Here is a 15,076-nt window from a genome sequence, read left to right as displayed (position 1 = left end):
TCAGGCATAACCCTGCATTTTAACCGTTAATACACGGTATTAAATAAGCGGTTGATTAATTTTAATATAGGGCTGTTTTTTTAAGCTTGTTATAATGATGGGTATGTTTACTATATTATGTAAACAGGCATCAAAAACTTAAAACAGGTAGAGAGGTATTATATACAAAATCCATTATGCTATGGATTTTTTTTCGTTATTTGTCGGTATGGCAGGATTTGAACCTACGACCTCCAGCACCCCATGCTGGCGCGATACCGGGCTACGCTACATCCCGAAAGATACAAATTTTTAAATTAAAATATTCATTTACTGGTAATTAGCACTCAACCTCCAAAACCAGAAAGCAAATATAATTAAATTACTATTAAGTTAAAACTTTTATATAACTGAAGGCTTTGGCATATAATCTATAATTTATTTTTTATAATATCTGCTTTATTGCCAAAGCAAAAAATAAAATGATTAAAGTATTTATAGTTACCTAAAGAATTATTTACTATAAATTAATTTGAAAGTTTTCGTTTGCATTTAAAAAAGCTACATTAGTGTTACTGTATGCAGGCACCAGATAATTATATCGGATTAATTGACAAAGTAAACGCTTACATTCGCAAATACTACCTTAATAATTTGCTTCGCGGACTTATTTTTTTAGGCGCCGGTTTGTTTTCTGCGTATATTGCCATTACCCTGCTCGAACATTTCGGCAATTTCAACACTACTTTTCGCACAATTCTTTTTTACACGTTTATCGTGTTAAACCTGTCACTGCTTTTTTGGCTGGTTATACCTTCTTTATTTGCCTATTTTAATTTAGGAAAAACACTCACCCATGATGAAGCTGCCGAAATTATAGGCCAGCATTTTGGCGAAGTAAAAGATAAACTACTGAATACCCTGCAGCTAAAAAAACAGGCCGACACAAACGAAAGCCACCGCCAGTTAATTGAGGCCAGCATCAATCAAAAATTAAACACGCTTAGCCCCATCAGTTTTCCATCGGCTATTAACCTGAAACATAACAACCGTTATTTAAAGTGGGTGGCTTTGCCCGTAGCCATTATTATTATGGTTGCTTTTACGGCACCATCCATATTAATCGAAAGCACCAACCGGCTTATTCATCATAACCAGCGCTTTATACCGGCAGCCCCATTCAAATTTATTGTACTTAACCCGGCCTTAAAAGCAGTGCAGGGTAGCGACTTTAAACTGGATGTAAAACTGGAGGGTAATAACCTGCCGGCTTCTATATACGTAGAAACGGGGAGTAATACTTTTAAACTGGATAAGGAAAACCTGTCACGTTTTCATTACCTGTTTACTAATTTGCAGCAAAACACTACTTTTCGTATAACAGCCAATGGTTTTACATCGCAGCCTTACCATATACAAGTGGGTTTAAAACCCTCGTTGCTGAACTTTGATTTAGAATTAGTTTACCCAGCTTACCTGCATAAAACCAGCGAAAAACTAATTAATGCCGGCGATATTTCCGTACCGGCGGGAACCACGGTAAAATGGCAAATACACACCCAAAATGCCGATGCATTACAGTTTACTTTCGATCGAAAGAAACAGCAATTAGCTGCCGTTAAAAACGGACGCTTTCATCATAGCGAAAAAATATATAAAAACAGTAGCTACAGCTTAACACCTTTAAACAATAGTGCCCAAACAGGCGATGCGGCCAACTACCACATCAATATTATTGCCGATGAAATGCCAGCCATTAATATCCTCGAAAAGCAGGATTCGATCAGTAGCAAGGCATTATATTTTACAGGCGATGTGCGCGATGATCATGGCTTTTCATCATTAACCTTTCATTACAGCACCAATATCTCTGGCAGCAGCCAAAAATCTTTTACTCGCCAGGTAAAAGCCAACCTTAGCAATAGCCAGGCTAACTTCTTTTACTTTTGGGATTTAAAGCAACTGGGCATTACACCAGGCAGCCAGGTAACCTATTATTTTGAAGTAGCTGATAATGATGCCGTACAGGGCCCTAAAAGAGTTCGGTCGCCCGAGCGTACGCTACAAACCCCTACCGAAAAAGAGCAGAATGAGCAGCTGAACGCTAATACCAAAGCAGTCAAACAAAAAATGCAATCGGCCATAAAACTGGCAGGGCAAGTAGAACGCGATGCTCAAAAGCTAAATCAAATGCTCCTGAACAAGAATACGTTAAGCTTTGAAGAAAAGAAACAGGTAGAAGATCTACTTCGTAAAAAAGCAGAGTTGAACGAATTGGTAAAAGAAGTACAAAACGAAAACAAAAAAGACCAGTTTAACCGGCAGGAGAACCAGCCGCAAAATCCTGAATTGCAGGAAAAGCAAAAAGAAATGGAAGACCTTTTTAAAAATTTAATGGATGAAAAAACCCAGGAAATGTTAAAAAGGCTACAACAAATGCTGGAAAGGGAGCAAAAAGAAGGCACCCGCAACGAATTGTCGAAAATGCAGAACGACAACAAATCCTTAAAAAAGGAATTAGACCGTATGCTGGAGCTTTATAAGCAGTTGGAGTTTGAACAAAAGCTCAATCAAAATATTGATCAAATAAATAAACTGGCCGAAAAACAGGAGAAGCTGGCCGAACAAACTCAGCAGCCTGATGCCAATAATCAACAACTGCAAAAAAATCAGGAACAGCTTAAGCAAGATTTTAAAGACGTTAAAAAGTCTTTACAGGAATTGGACAAGGCCAATAAAGAGCTGGAACAGAAGAACAATTTTAACGAACCGGAAAAAGAAGAAGAGGCTGTAGATCAACAAATGGATAACAGCAGCCAACAACTGCAAAAAAACGATAAAGCTAAAGCTACACAAGCTCAAAAACAAGCCGCTCAAAAAATGCAAAAAATGGCACAAAAAATGCAGCAGGATCAGCAAAAAGGGGAGGAGCAGGAGAACACAGTAAATGAGCAGCAGCTGCGCGAGTTGTTAAAAGTGCTGGTAAGCAGTTCGTTTGAACAAGAAAAGGTGATGCAAGCGTTTAGAGGAATGCGAGCCAATGACCCTAACTATGTTTTAACCGCACAAAGGCAAAAGGATATTAAAGATAATTTAAAAACGGCCGAAGATACCTTATATGCTTTAAGTCGCCGCATTCCACAAATACAAGCTACCGTAAACCAGGAAGTAACCGCCATTAATACCAATATAGATAAAGCACTGGATCAACTGGGGGACCGCCGCACTCCCGAAGCCAACCGCAGTCAGCAATACGCCATGACGGCTATGAACAATTTGGCGTTAATGCTGAGCGAGGCATTAGACAACTTACAAAACGCCATGAGTAAAGGCAGCAGCAAAGGCGGTAAAAAACAATCGCAGTCCCTGTCTCAATTGAGCCAGCAACAGCAGCAGCTCAATCAAAATATGCAAAAAATGCGCGAGCAAATGCAGCAGCAAGGAGAGCAGGGAAATAAAGGGCAAAGCACCATGGGCCAGGAAAGCAAAAGTGGTGAAGGAAATAACATTAGCGAACAACTGGCCCGCATGGCAAGGCAACAACAAGCCATAAGGCAGCAAATAGAGCAAATAAGCCGCGAGCAAAATAAAAATGGCACAGGTAAACCTGGTAGTTTAGACAAAATTTCGAAAGAAATGGAACAAACTGAAACCGATCTCGTAAACAAGAAAATCACGGAAGAATCGTTAAAGAGACAGCAATTGATCCAAACGCGTTTACTGGAAGCCGACAAAGCCCAACAGGAACGCGAGCAAGATAAACAGCGCGAAAGCCGGGCAGGAGAAAATAAACCACCGGGGTATATAAAAGCTTTGCAAAATTATGAGCAATTAAAGGCAAAGCAGACTGAACAGATACAAACAGTACCATCTGCACTCAATCTATACTATAAACAAAAAATTAAACGTTACTTTGACCAACTTAATGCAAAATAATATGCCACCAAACAGTGTTGAAGCAGGGGAACTGTACACACTTCAACTTCCGTCAACGTATGAGAGCATCACACTGCTCGAAAATTTGATAGAAGACATTGCTGATAAGTTTAAGATAAGCGAAGATAGCTTTGCTAACATGATGACCTGCCTTAATGAGGCTGCTATCAATGCTATTGTGCATGGTAATAAACTCGATCCTAATAAAAGAGTAATTATTAATGCTGAAGTTGATACCAAACGCGCTGTTTGGACCATTACCGATGAAGGAGATGGTTTTGATTACAATCACCTGCCCGATCCAACCGCCGAAGAAAACCTGGAAAAACTGACCGGAAGGGGCGTATTTATTTTAAAACACCTTGCCGATCAGTGTATTTTCAATTCACGTGGTAACGAAGTAGAACTGCACTTTAAATATTAATGGCCGCAATTCATTTTTTTACTGAAGACACAAACTATAAATTTAAGAACAAACTGCAGCTTAAACGCTGGATAAAGAACGCTATTAAGGCCGAGGGCTACCGCTTAAATGAGCTAAACTATATTTTATGCTCAGATGCATACCTTCTTGAAATCAATAAGCAATATTTAGATCACGATACCTACACCGATATTGTTACCTTTGACAATTCGGAAAAACCCGGCACCATTACCGGCGATATATTTATTTCGGTAGAACGAACCCAGGAAAACGCCGTAACCTTTAATGTTGATGCCGATAATGAGCTTCACCGGGTGATGATCCATGGCGCTTTGCATTTACTGGGATACCCCGATAAAAAACCTGCTGATAAAAAACTGATGACAGCCAAAGAAAATGAGTATCTGGCTATAAAAAGTTTCTGATTAGTAATCCATTAGCTACATTTGCTTCGTATTTTAAATAAACTAAATTAATTATGAAAATATTAGCTTTAATGATGGTATTGCTGTTTACTGCACCCAGTACCATTTACGACTTCAAAGTAAAATCTATTGAAGGAAAAGACTTTAAACTATCAAAGTATAAAGGCAAAAAAGTGCTAATTGTAAACACAGCATCTAAATGCGGTTACACTAAGCAATATGCCGATCTGCAAAAACTTGCCGATCAGTACAAAGATAAGCTTGTGGTTATTGGATTTCCGGCCAATAACTTTAACGGCCAGGAGCCGGGCACTAATGCTGACATTAAAGAGTTTTGCACTAAAAACTTTGGCGTTACTTTTCCACTAACCGAAAAGGTTAGTGTTAAAGGTTTAGATATTGCACCTATATTTCAATACTTAACCACACAGGAAAATCCTGATTTTACCGGCGATATTAAATGGAACTTTGAGAAATTCCTTATAGACGAAAATGGTAAATTAATTCACCGTTATCGTTCGGCTACTACACCGCTATCAACTGAAATAACCAGCCAGTTATAAAACAAAAAGGTGCTGAAGTTAAACTCCAGCACCTTTTTTATTAATTCTTTTCAGCTTCTTCTCTTGCTTTTTTAGCTGCCTTTTCCTGTTGCTTTCTCAGCTTCTCCTGTTCGTCTTTGGCTTTATTAGCAGCTTTGTCACTTTCCTTTTTTATTTTCTCCTGTGCTTTACGCGCCGAGTCTATTTTTCGCTGCTTAGCTTTGTCCTTATTCTTAAAGAAACCCCTTAGCAAGAAATTGCTTTGTGCTGCTTTTAAATCTTCATTTAACGTTACGGTTGTTTTATTGGCATTACCAATGGTTGTTTTTGCCGATGATACTGTTGTGGCCAGATCGCGCGCTATCTGATCATTCTTCAATAATTTACCTAACGATCCTTTGCCCTGGTTAATATCACGTACAATATCGGTAAGGTTACTGGTCAATTCCTCGGCATTATCGGCCACCTTGGTTAACTTATTAATAATTTTATCAACATCTAAAGGGTTCACAGCCACTAACTTATCTCCACCCTCAACCTCAGTACGGCTGGTAGAACCACCCGGGCTTATAACAACCAGTTTATCGCCCATTAACCCGTCGCTTCCTATGCTTACTTTGGCATCTTTTTTAATAAACTTCCTTACGTTATTGTTCAAAGTAAGATCTACCCTAACGGCACTGTCCGATACGATGTTGATGCCTTCTACCACACCTACGTTAATGCCGGCAAAGCGTACATTATTACCCACCATCAGGCCGTTAACGTTTTTAAATACGCCATATACCCCAAAGGTAGAGTTGAACATGCTCTTTTGGCTACCAATAAGAAATATGCCCAAAAATATTACAACCAAGCCTACCAATACGAATATGCCTATCTTTAATTTTTGTCCCGATGTTGTTTTCATAATGTATCTAAAAAGAATGATTTTACAAATTGGTCTTCGGAGTGTTGCAACTCTTCAAACGTCCCTTCTGCTATATATTCGCCATCGTTCATAATTAGCACACGGTCTCCGGTTATGCGGGCGCATTCCATATCGTGTGTAATAATAATCGACGATGTTTTGTATTTTTTCTGCATCTCGAGTATCAGCTCACTAATCTCGCGCGAAGTAATCGGATCCAAACCCGTTGTTGGCTCATCGTAAAGCATAATTTCGGGCTTAACAATCAATGTACGTGCCAACCCAACCCGTTTACGCATACCTCCCGATAGGTCCGACGGCATTTTATCAATTGCTTCGGGAAGGCCAACACCTTCCAGTACTTCCTGTACGCGCTGATCTAACTCCTGTTGGTCGTTAATTTTAAGCACCCGTGTTAATGCAAACTCCAGGTTTTCTTTAACCGTCATAGAATCATATAGCGCTCCGCTCTGAAATAGAAAGCCAACCTTGGTACGAAGATCTTTAAGCTCGTTAGTACTCAACTCAGGTACATCCTTGCTAAATACCTTAACCGACCCTTCATCGGGTGTTAAAAGGCCTACAATGCACTGTATAGTAACCGATTTGCCCTGGCCTGAACGGCCCAGCACTATCAAGTTCTCCCCTTTGTGCAGAGTAAGATTTATATTCTTTAACACTTCTTTGCTGCCAAAACTCTTTTTAAGATTCTTGATCTCCACCATAATCTCATCTGTTTTACCAGACCGATGTTCGGCTTTTAAATCGTGTTGTTTTACATTTTCCATATTAGTAATACAACAAGTTAGTGATTTGTACAGCCAGCATATCAATAAAGAAGACCCACAACGATGCCGTTACCACAGCCGAATTAGCCGCCAGCCCTACGCTTTCGGTACCTTTATTTGAGTTGAAACCTTTATAGCAGCCCACAAAACCTATAGCAAAACCAAAAAAAAGTGTTTTAACAAGCGCGGGCAGGTAATCGCTAAAATCGAGCGATGCAAAACACTTGGTAAAATACAAGGTAAAGCTAACATCATCGGTAAAGTTGAGCGCAAAAAAACCTCCAATTAAGGATATGAAATCGCCCATCATAGTAAGTAAGGGGATCATTAATGTAGTGGCCAATATACGTGTTACCACCAGGTATTGCACCGGGTTTGCGCCCGATACTTCCATCGCATCAATTTGCTCGGTAACCTTCATGCTTCCCAATTCGGCTCCAATGCTGGATGCTATTTTACCTGCACAAATTATGGCAGTAATAATAGGCCCCATTTCTCGTATTATAGATACGGCCAGCGTTTGCGGTAACATACTTGCTGCACCAAATTCAACTAATGTTGGGCGCAGTTGTAAAATAAGTACCAAACCCATAATAAAAGAGGTGATACTAACCAACGTAAGCGATTTGTAGCCGATCTCGTAACACTGGCGAACAAATTCCGACCATTCAAATCCTCCTGAAAAAACATTACGGAAAAAATTTGTTAAAAATGCAGTTTGATCGCCAATGCTTTCTACCCATCTCCGCCAGCCAGAATTTAGAATTTGTTCTGCCATAATATTTTATTTAATGGTATAAAAATACGCGTATAAGTTGTATTATTTGTATAGCTCCATAGCATAATCAACACTAAATCATATTGCTTTTCTGTAAACAGCACATTCATACAAAGAAAGGTATGTTTATGATTGGTAATTAGCCAATAAACTATAGCCTGAACACCATTATAACGCAATTGTTTATACAGGCATCAGAAACATTATTGATAATAAATCTTTTTAGTGTTTAAACATGTAGTTTAAGAGATAAATTAACTTTATGTACCTTTACACACTTATTAAGTTATGGCAAGTAAAGCAATTGTGGCTGGCGCAAGTGGGTTAGTTGGAGGAGAACTATTACAAATATTATTAAAAGAACAATATTACGATGAAGTTTTAATATTGGTGCGTAAAGAATTGCCCTTGCAAAACAAAAAACTGGTGCAATTGGTGGTTGATTTTGAAAAATTAGACGATTTTAAATGCATTATTAAAGGATGTGCCCTATTTTGCTGTTTAGGTTCCACCAAAAGCAAAACACCAAGCCAACGTATGTACCGCAAAGTTGATCATGACTACCCCGTTAAATTGGCACATATTGCTAAAGAAAATCATATTCCCAATTACCAGCTGGTATCTGCGATAGGGGCAGATTTTAGATCCCTTGCTTTTTATAACAAACTCAAAGGGGAAACTGAAAACGATATCCAAGCAATTGATTTGCCAACCTTACATATTTACCGACCATCATTATTAACCGGTAGCCGTAAAGAATACAGGTTAATAGAAAAATTAGCTACCATGGTAATGGCTATAGTTAACCCCATATTGATGGGTGCGTTAAAAAGGTATCAAAGCATACCGGCTGCCACTGTTGCAAAGGCCATGTATAAACAATCATTAAATAAGGAAAAGGGTGTGTTTATACATCCGTCCGATCATATAAAAAAATTAGCGTGAGCACTTATCTATCAGCAGAAAATTTAGGTCATTCATTTCATGACAACTGGTTGTTTCGTAACCTGACTTTAGGAATTAATCGCGGACGTCGCGTGGCCTTAGTAGGGGTTAATGGTGCCGGTAAATCGACATTATTGAAATTATTATCGGGCAAAATCAACCCAACCGAAGGCAAGGTAGTAACCGCAAGAGACCTTCGCCCAGGCTACCTGGAGCAAGATCCCTTGTTTGAAAAAGGTCATACTATCAGCGATTATATTTTTCATAAGGATAACATTCAGCAGCAACTCATTTTAAAATATGAACAGTTGCTGGAAAACGACCCCAATAATGAAAAAGCTATTGAGCAAATTACGGAAGAACTTAGCGCAGTTAACGCTTGGGAATATGAATACCAGATCAAGAATATCTTAGGCCGCCTGGATATTCATCATTTAGATCAGCGGATAGATACCCTATCGGGCGGGCAAAAGAAACGTTTGGCTTTAGCTAAGCTGTTAATTGAAGACCCTGATGTTTATGTATTAGATGAGCCGACCAATCACCTGGACATTGACACCATTGAGTGGCTGGAAAAGTTACTGACCGATGGCTCTAAAACCATATTGATGGTTACGCACGATAGATATTTTTTAGATAACGTATGTAACGAGATTATAGAAATTGAACGCGGCAAGATCTTTAATTATAATGGCAACTACCAGTATTACCTGGAAAAGAAAGCCGAACGTGAAAGCACAAATGAGCTACAGTTTCAAAAGAATTCTAACTTGTTAAAAAAGGAATTAGAGTGGATGCGTCGCCAACCACAGGCGCGTGGTACAAAATCTAAAGCACGTATTGAAGCTTTTTATGACCTGGAAGATAAAACAAAAAACCATGGCCCTAATGGTAAGGTAGAATTAAGTACCAAAACTGCACGCCAGGGTAATAAAATTATGGAGGTGTATCACATCACCAAAACCTTTAGAGACCGTAAGGTAATAGATGACTTTAGCTACGTATTTAAAAAGGGCGACCGAGTAGGTATAGCCGGTAAAAACGGAAGCGGTAAATCAACTTTATTAAACATGTTTACCGGGTTATTACAACCTGATAGCGGCCACTTAGAAAAAGGGGAAACTACCGTGATCGGTTACTTTAACCAGGCAGGTATGACGTTTAAAGATGACGAACGTGTAATTGATGTGGTTAAAAACGTAGCTGAATTTATTACCATGGCCGATGGTAAAACCATATCGGCAGCGCAACTGCTTACTTTGTTTCTTTTTCCTCCTGCTCGTCAATATGGTTATATATCCTTATTAAGTGGTGGCGAAAAAAAACGCTTGCACCTGCTCAATATCCTGATGAAGAATCCGAATTTTTTGATTTTGGATGAGCCTACAAACGATTTGGATATTGATACCTTAAATGTTTTAGAGGAGTTTTTAACCAGCTATACCGGCATCTTGTTAATGGTATCGCACGATAGGTACCTGCTCGATAAGCTAACCGACCAGCTATTTGTTGTTGAAGGTAGCGGCCATGTAGACTTATATAATGGCAACTACTCATCGTACCGTTTAGAGCAGGAAGAAGCTAAGCAAGCTTTAAAAAACAAGCCTATTAACGTAGCTCCTATCCCGGCTGTAGCGGCAGCTAAAAAGAATAAACTATCCTTTAAAGAACAAAAGGAACTGGAAACATTAGAGGCCGATATTGAAAGTATTGAGAAAGAAATAAGTATTATAACAGATCAATTAAGCACAGTTGCCGATCATCAGCAACTGCTTCTGCTCTCTACCGAAATTGAAGATATGAAGATATTGCTTGACGAGAAAAGCTCACGTTGGATGGAATTAGTAGAGCTGAGAGAAGGTATATGAAGACGTCGGATATTATAGCATCTATAGGAGTGATCATATTACTCATTGGCTTTATGCTTAATTTGTTTAAGAAAATCAGTCCCGATAGTAAAGCGTATGCTTTAATGAATTTTGTAGGTGCGGGCATGTGCGGCTATTCATCGTACTTGATTAGCTTTTGGCCATTTGTAATATTAGAGAGCATTTGGGCGTTTGTAGCACTAATATCATTATTTAAAGTTCCACGTGGAACATGATCTAATGGGTAGTAATTTTGTAATTGTTCCACGTGGAACATTGGAGGTTTAAATGTTTAAAAAATACGATGTAATAGTTGCCGGAGCAGGCCATGCTGGCTGTGAAGCGGCGGCGGCGGCGGCCAACCTGGGCTCATCAGTTTTGCTCATAACCATGAATATGGGCACTATTGCACAGATGAGTTGCAACCCGGCAATGGGTGGTGTAGCTAAAGGGCAAATAGTGCGTGAAATAGATGCATTGGGCGGTTACTCCGGTATCATAGCCGACAAAACTACCATACAATTCCGCATGCTTAATTTAAGCAAAGGCCCTGCCATGTGGAGCCCTCGTGCTCAAAATGATCGCATGCGATTTGCCGAGGAGTGGCGGTTAGCTTTAGAACATACCGACAATGTGGACATGTGGCAAGACACCGTAACATCGCTTATAGTAAAGAACGATACTGTTTGTGGCGTACGTACATCTTTAGGTGTGGAGATAGAATGCAATGCTGTAGTGTTAACTAACGGTACCTTTTTAAATGGAGTAATACATATAGGCGAAAAACGTTTTGGCGGTGGCCGCACCGGTGAAAAATCAGCCACGGGTTTAACCGAGCAATTGGTTGAACTAGGCTTTGAAGCAGGCCGAATGAAGACAGGAACCCCGCCCCGTGTTGATGGCCGTAGTTTAAATTATAGCCTCATGGAAGAACAGTGGGGCGATGAAGATCCCGGTCGTTTTTCTTATGCCGATGTGGCACGTCCTACAGAAAAACGCTGCTGCTGGATTACTTATACCAACAACAAAGTACACGAAACCTTAAAAGAAGGCTTTGAAAAATCGCCCATGTTTACCGGTCGTATAAAGGGTTTAGGTCCTCGTTATTGCCCTTCCATAGAAGATAAGATAAACCGGTTTGCCGAACGGGACCGTCACCAGATTTTTGTGGAACCCGAAGGATTTAATACGGTAGAGATTTATGTAAATGGTTTCTCTACTTCGTTGCCTGAAGACGTACAGTACCGCGCCTTAACACAAATTCCAGGTTTTGAGAAAGCCAAAATGTTCCGACCAGGTTATGCTATTGAGTACGATTACTTCCCCCCTACCCAGTTATACCTAACACTGGAAACTAAAAAGATCCGTAACCTTTTCCTTGCCGGACAGATCAATGGTACTACAGGATATGAGGAAGCTGCCTCTCAAGGGTTCATAGCTGGTATTAACGCGCATCAAAAAGTACACGATTTGCATGAGCTGATTATGAAACGTTCGGAATCATATATTGGCGTACTGATAGATGACCTGGTAACTAAGGGTACTGAAGAACCTTACCGCATGTTTACCTCCAGGGCCGAGCATCGCTTACTGTTACGTCAGGATAATGCTGATATACGTCTTTCTCCAATTGGCCATGAATTGGGCTTAATCAGCGACGAGCGTTTAGACATTGTACAACAAAAGGTAAAAAACTCGGATGATATTGTAGCTTACACCCGTACCAAGTCGGTTGATGCTGCTAAGCTGAATTCATTATTGGAAGAATTAGGTACAAGTACCTTGAATCAAAATGTAAAGATGTTTTCCCTTTTAGGTCGCCCGCAGATTGGCTTTAATGATCTAAGAAAAGTTGATCCGTCACTGGATGTACTGCTATCAGCTTACGACAAAGAAACTGTAGAGCAAGCTGAAATAAAAATCAAATACGAGAGTTACTTTGATAAGGAATTGGAAATAGTAGAACGGATGCGAAAGATGGAGGATAAAGAGATCAACCCTGAATTTAATTATCAGCAATTGGTGTCATTATCAAAAGAAGCACGTGAAAAATTGATGCGTATTAAACCACGTACACTTGGACAAGCTTCCCGAATATCGGGTGTGTCTCCATCAGACATTTCTGTTTTAATGGTTCATATCTCCAGATAAAATTATTTAAAAAAATTGGTGATTTCGGGTGAAATATGGCTTTAATAAATATATGTTAAAGCCATTATTTTTTATTTTTAATATACCAGTTCCAAAATCGTTTAAAATTGCTTATAACGCTTAAAAATGCTTTTAAAATTAAGGCCTGGTTTTTTACCTCATGTTATTGCCATATTTTGCTTGTTGTTGATCATTGGATGTGCAAGTATGCAAAGGCCCCAAGGCGGCCCGCGAGATCGTACCCCACCCAAACTTTTAAAAGCTTTTCCTGAAAACAAGACTCGAAGATTTTCATCGAAGCAAATTCAACTCGATTTTGACGAGTACTTTAAATTAAGTAGCCCATATACCGAAGTAAGTATTAGTCCGGCTTTCGAGAAGCAACCCGAATACCTGACCAAAGGACGGAGCCTGTTTATCAAGCTTAATGATAGTCTCCAAAAAAACACAACCTACGTTTTTAATTTTGGTAAAGCTATTGCCGATGTCAATGAATCTAACCTGTTAAAAAACTTTACCTACGTTTTTTCTACAGGTGACCAAATAGACTCATTGAGCATTACTGGTAAAGTGAACAATACAATTACTGCTCAACCCGAAAAGGAAGCCACAGTAATGATCTTCCCGGCGAAGCAAGACTCCGCCCTATTTGGCAAAAAGAAGCCGGCCTATTATACCACTACAGATTCATCAGGAAACTTTGCGCTTAATAATTTGCACGATGGTGACTATACCATTTACGCGTTAAAAGAGCAATCGCCCGATAAAATATATAACAGCGATACCGAACTCATTGCCTTTTTAAAACAACCCGTTAAACTGCAAAATGATGTTACTGGAATTGAACTGAATTTATTTAAGCAAGTACCAGATAAATTTAGGGTTAGTTCAAAAAGATTTGATTCAGATGGTAAGGTTACTTTGATATTCAATAAACCATTGACCAGTCCTTCCATTAAAATCAATTATCCAAGTACATCTGACGAACAAAAATTTGTAGATTTTAGCAAAACTCGAGATACCGCGCTTATTTATTTAAAAAATATGGACTTTGACTCCTTAAGTGTAGCCATAGCCGATCAAAACAAGTTCATTGACACGGTAGCGCTAAGAAAAGGAAAGAACGAAAGTTTTAAACGAAACCTGGGTATAAGCTATAATATTAACATAGATAATAAATTAAGACCAGGAGCTGATCTGTTGCTCACCGCCAATTTTCCACTGGAAACTTTTGATATTAGTAAAATCAAACTATTGGAAGATTCAGTAGCGATTAATAATTTGGCAATTATTAAAGATGCAAATAACCCAAAAAAACTGAGTATTAAACATCGTTGGAAACAAGCTACACGTTACGAATTGTCATTTGCGGAAGACGCACTTACCGATATTTACGGAGATAAAAATAAAGAACTTAATAAACGTTTCCTGATAGATAAGACCGAGAACTATGGGACCCTTACACTGAAAATTACCGTGCCAGATACCAGCAAAAATTATATTGTAGAAATTCAGGACGGTAAAAAAGTGACTCTACAAACTGATGTTATAAAGGGTAATAAGTCCGTTGTTTACAAGAACTTCTTTACGGGCAAGTATAACATCAAAGTAACTTACGATACCAATAAGAACGGCAAAGGCGACAGTGGTAACGTACGTACCAAAGCTTACGCTGAAAAATCATGGTATAGCGACAAAGAAATAACTCTGCGCGCTAATTGGGAGATGGAAGAACCTTTAGTAATACCAAAAGAGGAAGCTACTCCATAAACCAGCTGGCGTATAAGTTATAATTGTGAGGTAATTTTTGAAGTAGTTTCAATTGCTCATCCGTTAACGGCTTAATTTTTTTGGCTGGCGTACCTGCATATAAATAACCCGATTCACAAATAGTTTTTTCCAGTACAACAGAACCAGCCGCTATAATAACGTTCGATTGTACCACAGCGTCGTCCATTACAATAGCACCCATACCTATTAATACGTAATCCTTTAATTTACAGCCATGTATGATAGCATTGTGACCTATAGATACGTAATTGCCAATAGCAGTAGATGCTTTTAAGTAAGTGGCGTGTATGCATACCCCATCTTGTATATTAGTATGGTGACCAATAATGATACTATTTACATCACCCCTGATCACAGCGTTAAACCATACTGAGCAATTGTCGCCCATAGAAACGTCGCCAACTATGGTAGAGTTTGGGGCAAGGAAACAATTTTCGCCCCATTGGGGAATTTTATTTTTTACAGGGAGTATAAGAGGCATGTATAAAAATTAATTTAAATAAACCTTTTAACATTAGCAATAAGTTGCTCGTATGTAT

The 15,076-nt window shown here is 39.0% G+C and carries 13 protein-coding genes and 1 tRNA gene; 9 read left to right on the top strand and 5 right to left on the bottom strand.

The window, feature by feature from the left end; all coding sequences use genetic code 11:
- Positions 1-202: 202 nt before the first annotated feature.
- Positions 203-278 (bottom strand) — tRNA-Pro (locus tag ACFQ3S_RS19385).
- Between the two features lie 280 nt (positions 279-558).
- Between ACFQ3S_RS19385 and ACFQ3S_RS19380 the strand changes: the two genes are divergently transcribed.
- From ACFQ3S_RS19380 to ACFQ3S_RS19365, 4 genes are read left to right on the top strand one after another with little or no spacing between them, the layout of a single operon-like run.
- The gene (locus ACFQ3S_RS19380; protein ID WP_377167730.1) at positions 559-3,915 is read left to right on the top strand and encodes a DUF4175 family protein; all 3,357 of its coding nucleotides are present in this window, start codon (positions 559-561) and stop codon (positions 3,913-3,915) included.
- A 1-nt stretch (position 3,916) separates the two neighbouring features.
- Positions 3,917-4,339, top strand: a complete 423-nt coding sequence (locus ACFQ3S_RS19375; RefSeq protein ID WP_377167727.1) for an ATP-binding protein — start codon at positions 3,917-3,919, stop codon at positions 4,337-4,339.
- Positions 4,339-4,764 (top strand): rRNA maturation RNase YbeY, encoded by a 426-nt coding sequence (ybeY, locus tag ACFQ3S_RS19370; RefSeq protein ID WP_377167724.1) that lies wholly within the window; start codon positions 4,339-4,341, stop codon positions 4,762-4,764. The genes ACFQ3S_RS19375 and ybeY overlap by 1 nt, the downstream gene beginning before the upstream one ends.
- A 53-nt stretch (positions 4,765-4,817) precedes the next feature.
- Entirely contained in the window at positions 4,818-5,327 is a 510-nt protein-coding gene (locus ACFQ3S_RS19365) for a glutathione peroxidase (protein ID WP_377167721.1), read from the top strand.
- 40 nt (positions 5,328-5,367) lie between these two features.
- On the opposite strand, the gene ACFQ3S_RS19360 is transcribed toward ACFQ3S_RS19365, so the two are convergent.
- The 3 genes from ACFQ3S_RS19360 to ACFQ3S_RS19350 are packed head-to-tail and all read right to left on the bottom strand — an operon-like array spanning position 5,368 to position 7,782.
- Entirely contained in the window at positions 5,368-6,216 is an 849-nt protein-coding gene (locus tag ACFQ3S_RS19360; RefSeq protein ID WP_377167718.1) for an MlaD family protein, read from the bottom strand.
- Positions 6,213-7,004, bottom strand: coding sequence for an ABC transporter ATP-binding protein (locus tag ACFQ3S_RS19355; protein ID WP_377167715.1), 792 nt, complete (start codon positions 7,002-7,004; stop codon positions 6,213-6,215). The genes ACFQ3S_RS19360 and ACFQ3S_RS19355 overlap by 4 nt, the downstream gene beginning before the upstream one ends.
- Before the next feature lies 1 nt (position 7,005).
- Complete coding sequence (locus ACFQ3S_RS19350) at positions 7,006-7,782, bottom strand: MlaE family ABC transporter permease (protein ID WP_377167712.1); 777 nt, start codon at positions 7,780-7,782, stop codon at positions 7,006-7,008.
- A gap of 288 nt (positions 7,783-8,070) precedes the next feature.
- On the opposite strand from ACFQ3S_RS19350, the gene ACFQ3S_RS19345 reads away from it, so the two are divergent.
- From ACFQ3S_RS19345 to ACFQ3S_RS19325, 5 genes are all read left to right on the top strand, one after another.
- A complete protein-coding gene (locus tag ACFQ3S_RS19345) occupies positions 8,071-8,727 on the top strand; it encodes an NAD(P)H-binding protein (RefSeq protein WP_377167709.1) in 657 nt (218 codons plus the stop codon).
- Positions 8,724-10,595, top strand: a complete 1,872-nt coding sequence (locus ACFQ3S_RS19340; RefSeq protein ID WP_377167706.1) for an ABC-F family ATP-binding cassette domain-containing protein — start codon at positions 8,724-8,726, stop codon at positions 10,593-10,595. Before ACFQ3S_RS19345 ends, ACFQ3S_RS19340 begins: the two co-directional genes overlap by 4 nt.
- Positions 10,592-10,831, top strand: a complete 240-nt coding sequence (locus ACFQ3S_RS19335) for a CBU_0592 family membrane protein (protein WP_377167703.1) — start codon at positions 10,592-10,594, stop codon at positions 10,829-10,831. Before ACFQ3S_RS19340 ends, ACFQ3S_RS19335 begins: the two co-directional genes overlap by 4 nt.
- A gap of 52 nt (positions 10,832-10,883) precedes the next feature.
- A complete protein-coding gene (gene mnmG, locus ACFQ3S_RS19330; protein WP_377167700.1) occupies positions 10,884-12,746 on the top strand; it encodes a tRNA uridine-5-carboxymethylaminomethyl(34) synthesis enzyme MnmG in 1,863 nt (620 codons plus the stop codon).
- Between the two features lie 207 nt (positions 12,747-12,953).
- The gene (locus tag ACFQ3S_RS19325) at positions 12,954-14,516 is read left to right on the top strand and encodes an Ig-like domain-containing protein (protein WP_377167697.1); all 1,563 of its coding nucleotides are present in this window, start codon (positions 12,954-12,956) and stop codon (positions 14,514-14,516) included.
- On the opposite strand, the gene ACFQ3S_RS19320 is transcribed toward ACFQ3S_RS19325, so the two are convergent.
- Positions 14,506-15,018, bottom strand: coding sequence for a gamma carbonic anhydrase family protein (locus tag ACFQ3S_RS19320; RefSeq protein ID WP_377167694.1), 513 nt, complete (start codon positions 15,016-15,018; stop codon positions 14,506-14,508). The genes ACFQ3S_RS19325 and ACFQ3S_RS19320 overlap by 11 nt on opposite strands.
- Positions 15,019-15,076: the final 58 nt, after the last annotated feature.

The sequence above is a fragment of the Mucilaginibacter terrae genome (genome assembly GCF_042679325.1).
Classification (GTDB): Bacteria; Bacteroidota; Bacteroidia; order Sphingobacteriales; family Sphingobacteriaceae; genus Mucilaginibacter; species Mucilaginibacter terrae.
The sequence above is the reverse complement of the archived record's forward strand: the minus strand, read 5'-3'. Positions and strand labels throughout refer to the sequence as shown.

What these genes read in the sequence shown, in the direction of transcription:
- ACFQ3S_RS19320 (WP_377167694.1), bottom strand. Translation starts at nt 15,018, where the DNA reads ATGCCTCTTATACTCCCTGTAAAAAATAAAATTCCCCAATGGGGCGAA.
- ACFQ3S_RS19345 (WP_377167709.1), top strand. Translation starts at nt 8,071, where the DNA reads ATGGCAAGTAAAGCAATTGTGGCTGGCGCAAGTGGGTTAGTTGGAGGA.
- ACFQ3S_RS19380 (WP_377167730.1), top strand. Translation starts at nt 559, where the DNA reads ATGCAGGCACCAGATAATTATATCGGATTAATTGACAAAGTAAACGCT.
- ACFQ3S_RS19335 (WP_377167703.1), top strand. Translation starts at nt 10,592, where the DNA reads ATGAAGACGTCGGATATTATAGCATCTATAGGAGTGATCATATTACTC.
- ACFQ3S_RS19360 (WP_377167718.1), bottom strand. Translation starts at nt 6,216, where the DNA reads ATGAAAACAACATCGGGACAAAAATTAAAGATAGGCATATTCGTATTG.
- ACFQ3S_RS19365 (WP_377167721.1), top strand. Translation starts at nt 4,818, where the DNA reads ATGAAAATATTAGCTTTAATGATGGTATTGCTGTTTACTGCACCCAGT.
- ACFQ3S_RS19355 (WP_377167715.1), bottom strand. Translation starts at nt 7,004, where the DNA reads ATGGAAAATGTAAAACAACACGATTTAAAAGCCGAACATCGGTCTGGT.
- ACFQ3S_RS19375 (WP_377167727.1), top strand. Translation starts at nt 3,917, where the DNA reads ATGCCACCAAACAGTGTTGAAGCAGGGGAACTGTACACACTTCAACTT.
- ACFQ3S_RS19350 (WP_377167712.1), bottom strand. Translation starts at nt 7,782, where the DNA reads ATGGCAGAACAAATTCTAAATTCTGGCTGGCGGAGATGGGTAGAAAGC.
- mnmG (WP_377167700.1), top strand. Translation starts at nt 10,884, where the DNA reads ATGTTTAAAAAATACGATGTAATAGTTGCCGGAGCAGGCCATGCTGGC.
- ACFQ3S_RS19325 (WP_377167697.1), top strand. Translation starts at nt 12,954, where the DNA reads ATGCAAAGGCCCCAAGGCGGCCCGCGAGATCGTACCCCACCCAAACTT.
- ybeY (WP_377167724.1), top strand. Translation starts at nt 4,339, where the DNA reads ATGGCCGCAATTCATTTTTTTACTGAAGACACAAACTATAAATTTAAG.